The following is a 13,569-nucleotide window of genomic DNA, read 5'->3' as shown; positions in this document are numbered from 1 at the left end:
GATAAAACTCCTATCTTCCGCGCGGGTCGAGCCGGTCGCGGATATGGTCGCCGATAAGGTTGATGGAGAGGACAAGCAGAAACAAAGCGACGCCCGGAAATGTCGCGATCCACCATGCGGAAGCGACGTAATTGCGTCCGGTTGAAAGCATCGCACCCCAACTCGCGGTTGGTGGCTGCACGCCCAGTCCAAGGAAGGATAGTCCAGCCTCGAACAGCACCATCAACCCGAATTCAAGCGTGGCAACGACAATAAGCGCACCTGCGATATTAGGGAGAATATGCCGCCACAAAAGGCGCAGCCATCCCGCACCCATGAAACGTGACAGGCGAACATAAGGCATATTGGCGACCGAAAGCGTTTGCCCATAGGCGACACGCGCGTAGCGCGGCCATCGCGTGAGGGCGAGAACGATGACGACATTCGCAAGGCTCGGTCCAAGAATGGCAACAGTGATGATCGCCAGAAGAATGGCCGGAACCGACAGGACCATATCGACCAGCCGCATAATGATGGTTTCAGTCCAGCCACGATAGAATGCAGCCAGCATACCAAGAATACTTCCCAGAATGCCCGAAAGAACGACCGAGGAAACAGCAACCAATAGCGAAATACGCGCGCCATAAATCAGGCGGCTTAAAACATCGCGGCCCAGTTCATCGGAGCCAAGATAATAAACGATACCACGGCTTTCAAAGCCTGGCGCTTTGAGGCGAGCTAGGAGGTTCTGCTTGTTTGGATCCATGGGAGCAAACAAGGGCGCAAAAATCGCGATCAGGAGCAAGAGAACCAAGATCGCAAGAAAAGGGGAAACCGTAAGCGGCAGCTTTTTCGACCATTTGACAAATGCACCGGATGATGAAGTGAGGGACGTCATACCGGACCTCCCATCCGAATGCGCGGGTCGATGATGCTGTAAAGCACATCGGCAACAAGATTGAGTGCAATTGCGGTGACAGCACCCAGCAGAACAACCCCTTGAACGAGCATGAAATCCCGCGCGGCGATTGCCTGTACGGTCAATTGTCCGAGACCCGGCCATGCGAAAACAGTTTCGACGATCACAGCTCCGGCCAGAAGATTGGCAATTTCAAGTGCTGCGACAGTCACAACCGGAATGGAAGCGTTGCGCAACAAATGACGAATAACGATGCGCGTTATGGGAACGCCCTTGGCATGAGCGGTGCGCACATAATCTTTTTCCAGTTCATCAAGAACTGCTGTACGGGCTACCCGCGCAAATGTTGCCATCGACAAAATCCCAAGCGCGATGGACGGCATAATCAGGCTTGGCCAGTCACGGGCACCTGAAGGCGGCAACCATCCAAGCCAGACCGCGAAGACCATGATCATCAGGATCGCGCTCCAGAATGTTGGCATGGATTGCCCGGCCAAGACAAAGCCCATAATGGCTTTTGATTCAGCCCGTCCTCGACGTACAGCCATGATAACGCCAAGTGGAATACCAAGACCGATCGCCACGAGAAGGGCACCTCCGGCAAGCATGAGAGTGTAGGGCAGGCGGCTTGCTATAAGTGTCCAGACCGACACATTTTGCACGTAGGAACGGCCGAGATCGAAAGTGAGCAAACCACGCAAATATTCGAGGTATTGAACGGCAAGAGGCTGATCAAAGCCCAGCGCTGTGCGCATCGCTTCGATATCGGCCTGCGTTGCATTCTGTGGAACGAGCAACAGAACGGGGTCTCCTGCAAGGCGTTGCAGAAAGAAAATGAGTGTCATTACGCCTAGAATGGCGATCAATGCCTGCACAATGCGGGTCAGAAAAAAGGCTGGCACTGCGTGTATCGTTCCCTTGCTATTTTTATTGCAGGTCGGCGCATAACTGCGCCGACCTTTGGTTTTTTAGTCCTGCCAGCTCATACGGTTCAGGAAGAGGCTTTCATTGGCCGTTGGCTTCCACTGGAGCTGCTTTGCCGCGCCATAGATTATTGCGGCCTGATAAAGCGGCACGAGGGGGACGTCTTCGGCAACGAAAGTGCTGACAGTTTTGTAGTTCTCAAGGCGGGTTTTCTCGTCCAGCGTGCCGCGTGCGGCTTCCAGCGCTTTGTTGATTTCAGGGTTGCTTGTGGACGACCACGAGCTTGACGAATGCAGAAGTGGGAAAAGCACACCGTCTGCATCCTGACAGGCGCAAGACCAACGACCGAAAGCGATAGCAGGCTGGCTTTTCGGCTCACTCTGCGCGCTCTTCAAGTACGTTGCCATATCGGTCATCACGATATTGACCGTCAGTCCCGTTTCGCCAATCATTTGCGCCACGGCCTGCACAATGCGCTGGTCGAATGTTGGGGCGGTGGCAAAGCTTACAGCTTTGCCGGTTGCGCCCGCATCCTTGATAAGCTGCTTGGCCTTTTCCAGATCATAGGCATAACCTTCAATGCCTTCGACATAGCCGAAATGCGCAGGCGTCGCCATTTGCGCCACGGGTTTGTCAACGCCGCCAAGGAGCCCCTCGGTGATAGCTTCCTTGTCGATGGCGCGAGCGACGGCTTCCCGCACGCGCTTGTCATCAAAAGGTGGCAGGTTCGGATTGAGCTTCACGTAGCCCACGCGCTCTGTCAGCACCGATAGTGGTTTGGCATTTGCCGATCCTTCGATCTGAGCTGCGAGATCGGCATCAAGGCCAACCGCAAGATCCGTCGTGGCCGATTGGAGATTGGCAACACGGGTTGCAGCGTCGGGAACCGCACGGAACTCGGCTGTTTTGAATGCACCCTTTTCGCCCCAATAGTCATCATTGCGGTCCAGCTTAACAGCAACACCGCGCTGCCAGTTCGCGAATTTATATGGGCCGGAGCCGACAGGTGCTGCATTGAAGGCATCGTCGCCCTTCGCTTCGACGACCTTCTCTGGAACGATGGAAAGCTTGACGAGCTGTGCCAGAAGTGCCGGATAAGCGCCGTCGGTCTTCACCGTGACTTCGTTGGCGCCTGTGGCTTTGGCCGATACAATCTTATTGAACTGTCCCAGCTGCGGGCTTGCGAAGGTCGGGTTGATAATACGATTGATGCTGAATGCAACGTCTTTTGCGGTCAGCGGCGAACCGTCATGAAATTTCACATCGGAGCGCAGCTTGAAGACGATTTCCGTATCGGAGTTATATTTCCAATCAGTAGCAATCTGCGGCGCGATTTCACCAGCATCATTGCGCGTAACCAGATTGTCGAAAATATTGCGATAAACGTAGTAGCTGTCCGGGTTCCACTGCTTATGCGGATCAAGCGATGATGGCTCGTTCACAAGATCAATGACGAGCTGATCCTTGGCAAAGACTGCCGTCGTTGTAAGCGGTGAGCAGGCCAGAACGAGGCCTGCAATGGCGGAATGGATCGAACGGCTCGCTACTTTCATATCTATAATGCCCCTGGTTTATCCAAATGCGGTTCTGGACGAGATTGTTTCTCGGTTTTGCTTTTGCCCGCGTTGCGGCGGGCGGGTTTCGCGCCGACCATTGCTTCTGATTCAAGGAAGCGGTCGAGCAGATAGGTTTCGAGCGCGGTGTTGGCCGCGCCAAACAGTTCCAGTGCTTCGCTCTTTCGCCCCTCGATAATCGCGCTGATCAATAGCGAACGTTTGGCGGGGATCAGTCTGACGCGTCCGGTTTTCTCGAAGAAGTTGACCAGACGCACGGCACGATCCCAAAGATCGGTCAGCCAGCCTGCAACAATCGGCATGTTGAGCCGGGTGGCGAGTAACTCCAAAATTTCGCGCTCATAGCGGCGGATGGTTGGAAGGATATCGCCACCAAGTTCGTTGCGTTGGGTGAGCGCCAGATGCATTTCACCCAGCGCGTTCAGTCGTTGAATAGACGCCTCGTCCAGCACCGCTGCAAAAAGCAAAGGTTCCAGGTGCCGTCTAGCTGCGCTCAATTCGCGGATTTCGCCTGCCGAAATTGGCGTAACGACCCAGCCGCTGCGTGCGGATGACGATACCAGCCCGCTCGCTTTAAGGCGTGCAAGTGCTGCGCGCAGTGCGCCGCGGCCCAATGCGAATTCGGTTGCGAGTGCGGATTCCGACAGCCGTTCACCTGGTGCCAGAACGCAGTTCACAATCGCATTTCGCAGTGCCTTTTCCGCCAGATCCCCCTTGCCTTCGAGCGACATGGGCGATGTGTAGGTATCGTTATCCAACATTTATAACTGACCTCTTAGTTTTATATTTTGAAATCTCTTTGATCTAAAGAAAAGAACAGATTTTCTTTTCCATATCGCTTGAGTGAAGAATTTATCTCCGTATAGCTCTCCAGAGGAAACAGAAGCATGTTGCCTTCACAATTCCCATAAATCAACTGTTTCTCTTCGGTGCGCAAAATTGAAATGGCATTTTTCAATTGCGTGTAGATTTAGAAAATGCGCTGGTTGCGCTGGTTTTTATAAGGTGACAGTATCGCTTATTAATATTGCAAAGATATAAACTGAGATGTCAATAATTCAGTTTGGCTTGCGATTACTTCATTCGACCGGAATTCCGGTGCCCCGTTGGGAGAGAATTCGATGCGCTTTAGAAATGCAATATTTGCTGCACTGCTGGCCGCGACCGCACTTGCTTCACAGGTGAACAGTTCAAACGCCAAGGATTTGCTGGCTGTGGATTTTATTGCAGAGCCGAGCTCGCTTGATCCGCATGTTCAGTGGAACACCGATAGCTTCAATGTCTATCGCAACATTTTCGACAATCTGCTGACGCGTGACGACAAGGGCGAGATCGTTCCGCAGATCGCCACTGAGTGGAAATATTTCTCCGATGCGGAAATTGAATTCAAAATTCGCGATGATGTGAAATTCCATGACGGCACGCCGCTGACGGCCAAAGACGTTGCCTTCAGCATCAAGCGTATCATCGATCCGGCATTCGCCAGCCCGCAGGTTGGCCAGTTCAATCAGATCAGCGATGCCGTTGCTAAAGATGATACGACTGTCGTCGTAACCACAAAAGGCCCATACCCGGTCCTGCTTGCGCAGCTGACCAAGCTTTCCATTGTGCCAGAGCATGTGGTGGAAAAGCTCAGCAAAGATGAGTTCAACATCAAGCCTGTGGGCTCTGGTCCATATAAGCTTGAGAACTGGAACCGAGGCGTTGAAGTGCTGCTCGCGCGCAATGATGATTATTGGGGCAAGAAGGGCGAATTCCCGAAAGTGGCTTTCCGGGCTGTTCCAGATGGTTCAACGCGCATTGCGAATTTGCAGGCGGGAACGGCCGATCTCGCCAGCAACCTCGATAATGACCTTGCCGCGCAACTGGAAGCGTCGGGACAGGGTAAGGTTTTGCCGGTTCGTGGCGAACGCATTGCATTCTTCTCGCTCAATATCAACAAAGCGCCGCTTGATGATCCGCGCATTCGTCTGGCAATCGCCCATGCCATTGATAAGCAGGGTATTGTTGAGGGCATTCTGGGTGGGTATGATGCTCCGATTGACGAGCTCACGTCCCCGGTTTCATTTGGGTTTGTCGAGGGTATAAAGGCTCCAGAATATAATCCAGAGAAAGCTAAGGAGCTGGTGGCGGAAGTCGGCGATGCTGCCAAAACCGAAATCACCCTGCTGACGACGCCGACCTACGATCAGCGCGTCGTGCAGGCGATCCAGCAAATGCTCAATGATGTTGGCCTCAACGTCAAAATCGATACCACCGATATGGGCAACTGGATGCAACAGATGCAGTCTGGTTCCAGCACGATTCCTTCCGCTGCCTTTGGCCGCTGGAGCTGTGGCTGTCAGGATGCTGACGGTACGCTTTATCCGCTTCTGCATTCTTCCAGCAGCTGGTCTACCGTCAAGGATGAACGTCTGGACAAAGCACTCGACGAGGCACGAACCAACATCAATCCAGAACGACGTCTCGAACTCTACAAGTCGGTCCATGAGATAGTAGCGGAGGAGAATTACATCATTCCGCTCTATCAGGCTTCGGTGCTTTACGGGGCGGCAAAAAATGTTGAGTTTACGCCGCTGCCAAACGAGAACCTCTTCCTCAACCGCGTTGGTTGGTCGGAAAAGTAAATTGATCGAAAAAGCCCTCAAGCCGGACTGTTGTGCAGTCCGGCTTTTGCCGTTTCCAAGTTTGATCACAGGAACAGATTGCAGTGATTACAATTCTCGAAAATGCCAATGTTGTTGATGTTGAGAGCGGTACGGTGCTCGCTGATCAAAACCTCGTTCTAGAAAACGGTTTTATCCGCGAACTGAGCGAAGCAAAGACGCCGTATTCCGAAGCGAACAGAGTTGACCTTAAAGGCGCCTTCGTCATTCCGGGGCTGATCGACGCCCATGTTCACGCAACAGCTTATACCGCCAATCTGGGCGAATTGCCGCGCCAGTCACCGATGTATGTTGCAGCACGTGCGGCAAAGGTACTGGACGGAATGCTTTCGCGTGGCTTTACGACCGTGCGTGATGTCGGCGGCGCTGATTTTGGCCTTGCGCAATCAGTCGAGGAAGGACTGATTTCGGGGCCCCGACTTCTTTACGGGGGCAAGGCGCTTTCTGCGAGTGGCGGCCATGGCGACCATCGCGGCATGGGCGTGGACCGCACTGATGAGACTTATGCGCAAGTCAGCCTCGGCCGTCGCTGCGATGGTGTCGATGAAGTGCGTCGTGCTGCACGTGATGAGATCAGACGCGGCGCACACCACATCAAGATCATGGCCAATGGCGGAATTTCTTCGCCTACCGACCGCATCACTTCGGATCAGTTTTCGGAAGAGGAAATTGCGGCAATCGTCGATGAAGCCAATATGGCCGACCTCTATGTGGTGTCGCATACCTATACTGCGCGTTCGGTTGCGCGCGCTGTGCGTAACGGTGTGCGCTCTATTGAGCACGGCAATCTGCTTGATGCAGAGACAGTCGCGCTCATGAAACAGGCCGCGAGTTTCCTGACGCCGACGCTCTCTTGCTTTCGAGCATTGGCCGAAGTCGGCGCAGAAAGTGGGTTTCCTAAAGACCGGATGGACAAAATCAAGCTGGTGCTCGACTCGGGACTTTATGCTGTTGAACTTGCCTATCGCGCAGGTGTGCCTATGGCATATGGCACCGATTTGATCGGGCCGATGCATTCACGCCAGCTGCATGAGTTTGCTTTGCGTGCCGACGTCGTTCCGCCGCTTGATCTGCTTCGTGCAGCAACAAGCACCGCGGCGCAGCTGGTGCGTCTTGAGAATGAAATCGGCTATGTTAAGGAAAATTACCGCGCCGATCTCAATGTTCTCTCAGCCAACCCGCTTGATAAAGGAGTTCTGGAGGGCTTCGCCGATCACCTGCAGTTTGTTATCAAATGCGGCAAAATCGTCAAAAACTATTCTTCATAAAATCTGAAATGCAATTTCGCATTCTTCTGCGACCTGACGGTCCCATTCGCTCTTGTTGAGTGACGCAAGCGGAAGAATGCGGGTAGCGCGCTTTGTGAATGGAAACTTAGCTGCGTCCGTCGAAGCATAGCCACCGCTATCGACGATAAAAACGCCTTGCTCTGCGAGCGGCGTAAATGACGTGCGGAAGTGATTGCTCGATTTGACGTGAATGATCGCCTTGCTTTCCAGATTGATGCCCAGACTACGAAATGCTTGCGTGTCATAGGCCTGAATGCGCTCAGTGACGAGAACGATATGACCGTGATCGCGGACACGAAGAACAGCGCCCAAACCTCCTTCGAGCAATTCGCCATATAGGTTGGCGCCTTCATTGCGATAGTTCACCTCCGTGACGCGTTCCACAAGCGTATCGACGACAAACGGCTCGCCGTTTTGCAAACGCCCCATGGCAATTTCACCACGATTGCCTTCGCCGATTGCTTGCGCTGCCAACACTGCTTCGCCATCAACCATAAAACCGGCAGCAAACGGCAAGTCTTGCGCAGAAAGATTTGCGAAAATATCGGCGGCATTGGCAACGCCGCCCGAACCCGGATTATCGCCCGCGTCACCAATAACCACACGCCCTTTGGAGGCACGCGCATAGATTTCCGGCGCGATGGCATTGAATGAAGGTGCGGGACGGGTGATTGCTTCGCGTTGTTGCCAGATTATCTCCGCCATGTCGCGATAGGCCTGTTTCATGGCTTCATCATTGGTGCCGGTTACGAGAACCGAGCTTCCAACATCATCGGAATCCACATAGGGAAAGCCACCCATAACAACTACATCGGAAAGCCCTTCGCGGCGCTCGACTTCGTTGGAAAGTGCAACCAGACTTTTGAATGGCTCTGCATCGCTGGTTTGCGCACTCATGGGGGCGGCCACGGGCAAGCGGAAGCGCCGTGTACACCAGCTCACAGGATCGAGTGTGAGCTGCATCAGCTTTTTGCCGCGCGCATGTGTGTCTGCATGGGGGTATAATTTACCTCCGATCACAACGTCCACGACATGCGGCAACATCGGCTCGACATTGGCGTGAAAATCGAGCGGGACGGCGATGCGGACATCAGGGCCAACAATTGCGCGTACTTTTCGGGCAAGATCGGTCTCAGGTGTAGCCACGCCCTCAACCACCAAAGCCCCGTGCAACAAAAGCGCTACGACGTCTACAGGGCCTGTAGCTGCAATATCTTCAAGTGACTGAATGATTTCCGCCACGAGACGGTGATAGCTTTCAGCCTCGAGCATACCTCCTGGAAGGCATCCGGTGCAGACGCCGTAAGCAATGTCATAACCCGCTTCATCAAGAGCTTCTGTTACTCCGCCCAGCCAGTTGCCGGTTGAGCCGAATTCCCGTCGCACATCTTCGTCCTGGAAATATTGAGCGGAGAGAAACCCCTCGTAATTCGCCTTAACGGGCGTAAATGCGTTGGCTTCATGAAAGAGCTGAATAACGGCGGCGCGAGGCATGGAGTTTCCTTGGAACTATGGTCAGACTTCGCGGCCATCTTGCCACCGCATATAGGGCAGGATGATGCGCGCTGTTCGGCTAACAATCGGGTGAAATGCGATCTGTGAAACAGGGGTTGGCTGCAATGCGAGTTGTTCGTCGGCGACACCACAGACTGCATCGGCAACAACATCCGCCATCGCGCACGAGAGGGCGAGGCCGCGTCCATTACAGCCGATCCAACTGTAAAGACCGTCGTCGCGTTTATGCAGATGCGGTAGCCGATCAACTGTCATTGCGATGGGCCCGCCCCAGAACGTATTCATTGTTCCGCGAGGCAGCTCAGGAAAGAGCTCGCGCAACCGACTCTCCACCATTGCAGGCAAACGATATGCCGCACCTGCCTGAACAGCGAGTGCACCGCCAGAAACCAGCCGTCCCTCGCGATCCTTGCGAAAATAGCGAAGGTCAAACCGGGTGTCTGATGATGCTTCATTGCCGGGCAGGATTGTATGCGCCAGATCACCCAGCGGTTCTGTTGCTGCCTGATAGGAGGTAACAGGGACAATGGAACGGCGCAGTTCTGGCCAAAGATTGCCGGTGTGGGCTGCGGTAGCAAGCACGACTTTTTCCGCGTGAAGTTCACCGTCGGGAGTTTTGATCCGCCAGCCTGTTGGCGTTCGCGTGAGATTGAGCGCAGGACTTTGTTCGAAGATTACAACACCTTCTGACACCGCTCCGCGTGCAAGGCCTACCGTGAAAGCATAAGGATTAATGTGGCCACCGCCGTGATGCTCCCATCCTCCATGATAGGCATTGGTGCCTAAGCGAGCGGCCATATCTCCTGAAGAAATGACGGCAGTTGGCGCGCCAACTTCCGCCCATTGTGCGGCGAGAGCAGAAACGCGTTTGAAACGGCCTGTGCTATGCGCTGGTTGCAACCAGCCAGAGCGGTTTAAATCGCAGTCAATCTTGTAACGGTCGGCTAAGGCATAAAGTTTGTCGGCCGCGCCTTTTACAAGTTCTATAAACCGATCCGCTTGTTCTCCCGGCCAAATATTTCTCAAGGCATTCGGACCATGACGTGTCAGCGCTGAAATAACCTGCCCATTGGCGCGCCCTGATGCTCCGTAGCCGACTTTTACGGCTTCAAGCACTGTGACTTTGCGTCCACGCCTTGCAAGTTCGGTAGCTGCCGCAAGCCCGGCAATACCACCGCCGATGATTGCAACTTCGGTCTTTACGATACCTTCAAGAACGTTACCTTCAAATGTCTCGCGCGAAAGCGACATCCACAGGGGCGAAGGCTTACTAGATGGCCAGGATTTCATGCGCGAACCATCGTGATTTCCAGTCCGCAACTTTCGCGCAAATCGAAAATAGCTTCACTGTTTCCGCTGATTGTTAGGCAATCCTGACCGATGTCGACCGCTATATTTGAAGAGCTATCACTGCTTAGCGCCGCAAGTTCAGACGCGTTTGGCGTGAAGAATGATATCAGACGCTTCGCACCGTTGGGGTGTTCTATTACGTCAGATGTCCAGAGAAGTTCAGGTGTGTGGTGCTGACAGAGCAAACATTGATAGGCTGGAGTAACGCAATCTTTGAAACGGCTTATCGAAAACCGTAACTCGCCAGCTTCGATTTGTCGTGAAAAGTGCCTTACCGCTTCAGTCTCGATGTTCTCATCATTATAGGCTCTTGCATCGGCCTCGACATCTTTGCTGCGCAGCGCAATCCCGCGCAATCCAGATCCATTTTCGAGAAGCTTGCGCCATTTAGCATTGGCTTCTGTTTTCCCAATGATTGCAAGGATCTCGATATAGGTGTCATTGAGCATGACACATCGATTGGCAGTGCCCATTGCGGCGCTGTGTTTTGCGATTGATGTGACATGGAATCCGACATTTTCAAATGCAGTGCCCGTACTATCGAGATCGTTTGTTAGAACAACGACATGGTCGATGGGTAAGTGAAATGTCATGCGGCCACTGTCATTTTTCTGATGCCATATATGCGGTCGACAATGATGAGCGTCGCAACTGCCATAAGAAGCTGCAACGTGCTGAGAGCGGCGATTGTTGGGTCGAACTGGTGTTCGAGATAGCTTAGCATTACGACCGGCAAGGTGTTCGTGCTTGCGCTTGCAAAGAAATAACTCACCGGCAAATTGTCGAATGAGGTGAGAAAGGAGAATAGCGATCCCGCCATGATGCCGGGGCGGATGAGGGGTAATGTGACATGCCAGAAAACTTGCAGGGGATTAGCTCCCAGAATGGCTGCGGCTTCTTCATAGCTTTTTGGCATGCTGCCATAAACGCCTGCAACTGTGCGAACAACATAGGGAAGACAGACGATAGTATGGGTGATCAACAGAGCGCTGAATGAAATTCCCAGTCCAAGCCTGCTCATGAAAAACAGAGACGCGAAACCAATCACAATCATGGGCATCGACAACGGTGATAGTAGAAACGCCATAACAGCGCTTGCCCAGCCTGTGTGTGAACGCGCCAGATAGAGGCAGGCGGGGATGCCGATCAGACAGGAGAGAATGGTGGCGCCGATCCCGATCTTAAAGCTGACGATGAGCGCATCCACAAATGGTTGATAAGCGAAAATATTCGCAAACCATTTGAGCGACCAGCCGGGGATGGGAAAGGCCACATAGCCCGCAGACGTGAAGGACACGAGTACAACAACTAGAATGGGAGCCAGCATAAAAATGAAGAACACCACGACGAACATGGTCAATGCAATGTCTGCCCAGTCTTTTCCAAAGAGTTTCATCGATTAAACTCCCCGACGGCGCACGAGACGCAATTGCAGGAAGAGACAGGCAATTGCGATCACCAGAAGGATCGAACTCATTGCACTCGCCATGCCAAAATCGCGTGTAGTGTTGAATTGTTGGTAGATGAGCAATGGCAAGGTCTGAAGGCCACCACCCAGCATAACTAGGGTAACGAAGCTTCCATTGGCAATCATGAACACCAAAATTGCTCCGGTTCCGATGCCGTCGATTGAGAGCGGGAAAGTCACCTCCCAGAAGGTGCGAAAACGACCGGCTCCGAGAATTTTGGCGGACTCCTCCAGACGGCGATCAATACCTTGCAGAACTGTGCTGATCGACAAAACCATGACGGGTACGAGCACATGCACGAGAGCGGCGATGGTGATTTCCGGCGAGTTTGTGAAGCGCAATGGCGTTGCAATGATCCCGAGTTGATCGACAAGCAGATTGTTGATCAGGCCGCGGCGCGCAAAAAGAACTTGCCAGCCGAAGGTCCGCATGATGATTGACGTCAAAAGTGGGGCGATAAGCAAAAAGACGATCAAGCCAGCCCAGCGGCCTGCTTTGCGCACCAGAAAATAGGCGACTGGATATCCGATGATGACGCAAATCAGCGTCACACCACCCGAAAGTAAAATCGTCTCACCGATGACACGCAGATAGAAGGGATCGGTGAGCAGCGTGACGTAGCGTGCGAAAGTCAAACCGCCTTCGGTGTCGACAAAGCTGCGCATGCTATTGTCAAAAAGAGGCAGGACGAAAAAAGCCAGAAGGAACGCCAGAGCAGGCAAGATGAGCAGCCAGCCCGGTAAAGCCAGCCCTGTTCTTGCATTAGCGTTTGATGTTTCTGACTGGCTCATCGTTATGCTCCGCGACCTTACTGACCGATTTCCCGGTTCCAGCGATCCACCCATTCATTTCGGACTTGAGCAATTTGCTCATATGGAGGGAAGGCCGTTTTCTGCCACGGCGTGATGCGTGGCTTTAGCTTTTCGCTGTAGACAACATCAACGTTGGTGACGCCGTAGTTCATAATGTCGGCAAATTGTGTCTGGTTGGCTGCGTCGAGCACTTCGTTGATATAGTCCCAAGCGAGCGGATTGGCATTTTTTGCCTTCTGGACTGCCAAACCGTTGAGTGAACCGCCTTCTTCCGGGTTGATGAAGTCGATCCAGGTTGCGCCGGCATCATAATGGTTCCAAGTGCGACCATCGAAATAAATGCCGATATCGGCTTCGCCAGAAGAAAGATGATTGAAAAAATCATTCGGTCCGGCCCAATAGATGAGATTATCCTTCATCCGCTCAACTGCCTTGAAGAACGGATCGACGTTGTCGGCGCCGCCGCCAAATGCCTTGGCCATGGCCCAGATCAGCATGATCGGTGTGACGGCGTAACTGATGGACGGGATCGAGGCTACGAACTCACCAGCGGCAACTCTGTCGGCAAATTCGGCAAAAGACTTTGGAGGGTTTTTTACCCTGTCTTTATTGTAGGTTATGCCAGCTACACCATAGTCGAACAGCGTACCTTTGCCTTCAACTGAATCCGTCAGTTGCTGCGGGATTTTTGCGAGGTTCGGCAGCTTTTCGACTGTAAAGTCGTCAACCAGACCTGATCTGGCTGCGGTCAAAGCAAGGTCTGGCGTCATAATGAGCACATCGACCGGTGGCTTCGCAGTTGATGCTTCGACCTGCGCCAGCCATTGAGGCGGGCCACCGAGCGAGACATTGGCTTTTGCACCGGTCCTGGCTTCAAATGGTGCCACAAAGCACTTGCGAACAGCTTCTTCCCATATGCCACCGAAGGCGGTCACGGTGATTTCTTTTGCGGCCTGCGCATTGGCGATACGCGGCAACCCGCCTGCGGCAAGACCCAGACCAAGCATGGCGCCCGAGCCGAGGAGGTTGCGTCTGGTAATTAATGTCATTGCGATACTCCGTATCTGGAACA

The 13,569-nt window shown here is 53.3% G+C and carries 12 protein-coding genes; 2 read left to right on the top strand and 10 right to left on the bottom strand.

Annotated features, from left to right (window positions below; translation table 11 throughout):
- Positions 1-10 precede the first annotated feature (10 nt).
- From QBD00_RS15215 to QBD00_RS15200, 4 genes are all read right to left on the bottom strand, one after another.
- On the bottom strand, positions 11-877 hold the full coding sequence (locus QBD00_RS15215) for an ABC transporter permease (protein WP_151094588.1): 867 nt from the start codon (positions 875-877) through the stop codon (positions 11-13).
- Positions 874-1,800, bottom strand: coding sequence for an ABC transporter permease (locus QBD00_RS15210; RefSeq protein WP_151094591.1), 927 nt, complete (start codon positions 1,798-1,800; stop codon positions 874-876). Before QBD00_RS15210 ends, QBD00_RS15215 begins: the two co-directional genes overlap by 4 nt.
- 66 nt (positions 1,801-1,866) lie before the next feature.
- Positions 1,867-3,375 (bottom strand): ABC transporter substrate-binding protein, encoded by a 1,509-nt coding sequence (locus tag QBD00_RS15205; protein WP_151094594.1) that lies wholly within the window; start codon positions 3,373-3,375, stop codon positions 1,867-1,869.
- 2 nt (positions 3,376-3,377) lie between these two features.
- Positions 3,378-4,157 (bottom strand): GntR family transcriptional regulator, encoded by a 780-nt coding sequence (locus QBD00_RS15200; protein ID WP_151094597.1) that lies wholly within the window; start codon positions 4,155-4,157, stop codon positions 3,378-3,380.
- A gap of 360 nt (positions 4,158-4,517) precedes the next feature.
- Between QBD00_RS15200 and QBD00_RS15195 the strand changes: the two genes are divergently transcribed.
- Complete coding sequence (locus tag QBD00_RS15195; RefSeq protein WP_318579943.1) at positions 4,518-6,023, top strand: ABC transporter substrate-binding protein; 1,506 nt, start codon at positions 4,518-4,520, stop codon at positions 6,021-6,023.
- Positions 6,024-6,106: 83 nt separating this feature from the next.
- Complete coding sequence (locus QBD00_RS15190; RefSeq protein ID WP_151094603.1) at positions 6,107-7,330, top strand: metal-dependent hydrolase family protein; 1,224 nt, start codon at positions 6,107-6,109, stop codon at positions 7,328-7,330.
- On the opposite strand, the gene QBD00_RS15185 is transcribed toward QBD00_RS15190, so the two are convergent.
- Genes QBD00_RS15185 through QBD00_RS15160 form a run of 6 tightly spaced genes read right to left on the bottom strand, consistent with a single transcriptional unit; the run spans position 7,325 to position 13,546 of the window.
- Positions 7,325-8,845, bottom strand: coding sequence for a M81 family metallopeptidase (locus QBD00_RS15185; RefSeq protein WP_318579942.1), 1,521 nt, complete (start codon positions 8,843-8,845; stop codon positions 7,325-7,327). The genes QBD00_RS15190 and QBD00_RS15185 overlap by 6 nt on opposite strands.
- A 21-nt stretch (positions 8,846-8,866) precedes the next feature.
- Positions 8,867-10,156, bottom strand: a complete 1,290-nt coding sequence (locus tag QBD00_RS15180) for an FAD-dependent oxidoreductase (protein ID WP_318579941.1) — start codon at positions 10,154-10,156, stop codon at positions 8,867-8,869.
- Complete coding sequence (locus QBD00_RS15175; RefSeq protein ID WP_151094609.1) at positions 10,153-10,809, bottom strand: VOC family protein; 657 nt, start codon at positions 10,807-10,809, stop codon at positions 10,153-10,155. The genes QBD00_RS15180 and QBD00_RS15175 overlap by 4 nt, the downstream gene beginning before the upstream one ends.
- A complete protein-coding gene (locus tag QBD00_RS15170; RefSeq protein WP_151094611.1) occupies positions 10,806-11,612 on the bottom strand; it encodes an ABC transporter permease in 807 nt (268 codons plus the stop codon). The genes QBD00_RS15175 and QBD00_RS15170 overlap by 4 nt, the downstream gene beginning before the upstream one ends.
- Before the next feature lie 3 nt (positions 11,613-11,615).
- Positions 11,616-12,476, bottom strand: coding sequence for an ABC transporter permease (locus QBD00_RS15165; RefSeq protein WP_318579940.1), 861 nt, complete (start codon positions 12,474-12,476; stop codon positions 11,616-11,618).
- Between the two features lie 17 nt (positions 12,477-12,493).
- Positions 12,494-13,546, bottom strand: coding sequence for an extracellular solute-binding protein (locus QBD00_RS15160; RefSeq protein ID WP_318579939.1), 1,053 nt, complete (start codon positions 13,544-13,546; stop codon positions 12,494-12,496).
- Positions 13,547-13,569 lie beyond the last annotated feature (23 nt).

Origin of the sequence: Ochrobactrum sp. AN78 (genome assembly GCF_029909885.1) — a bacterium.
Classification (GTDB): Bacteria; Pseudomonadota; Alphaproteobacteria; order Rhizobiales; family Rhizobiaceae; genus Brucella; species Brucella quorumnocens.
The sequence above is the reverse complement of the archived record's forward strand: the minus strand, read 5'-3'. Positions and strand labels throughout refer to the sequence as shown.

Excerpts from the sequence above, each read along its gene's own strand:
- QBD00_RS15165 (WP_318579940.1), bottom strand. The coding sequence starts at position 12,476 with ATGAGCCAGTCAGAAACATCAAACGCTAATGCAAGAACAGGGCTGGCT.
- QBD00_RS15205 (WP_151094594.1), bottom strand. The coding sequence starts at position 3,375 with ATGAAAGTAGCGAGCCGTTCGATCCATTCCGCCATTGCAGGCCTCGTT.
- QBD00_RS15200 (WP_151094597.1), bottom strand. The coding sequence starts at position 4,157 with ATGTTGGATAACGATACCTACACATCGCCCATGTCGCTCGAAGGCAAG.
- QBD00_RS15180 (WP_318579941.1), bottom strand. The coding sequence starts at position 10,156 with ATGAAATCCTGGCCATCTAGTAAGCCTTCGCCCCTGTGGATGTCGCTT.
- QBD00_RS15195 (WP_318579943.1), top strand. The coding sequence starts at position 4,518 with ATGCGCTTTAGAAATGCAATATTTGCTGCACTGCTGGCCGCGACCGCA.
- QBD00_RS15185 (WP_318579942.1), bottom strand. The coding sequence starts at position 8,845 with ATGCCTCGCGCCGCCGTTATTCAGCTCTTTCATGAAGCCAACGCATTT.
- QBD00_RS15175 (WP_151094609.1), bottom strand. The coding sequence starts at position 10,809 with ATGACATTTCACTTACCCATCGACCATGTCGTTGTTCTAACAAACGAT.
- QBD00_RS15160 (WP_318579939.1), bottom strand. The coding sequence starts at position 13,546 with ATGACATTAATTACCAGACGCAACCTCCTCGGCTCGGGCGCCATGCTT.
- QBD00_RS15215 (WP_151094588.1), bottom strand. The coding sequence starts at position 877 with ATGACGTCCCTCACTTCATCATCCGGTGCATTTGTCAAATGGTCGAAA.
- QBD00_RS15170 (WP_151094611.1), bottom strand. The coding sequence starts at position 11,612 with ATGAAACTCTTTGGAAAAGACTGGGCAGACATTGCATTGACCATGTTC.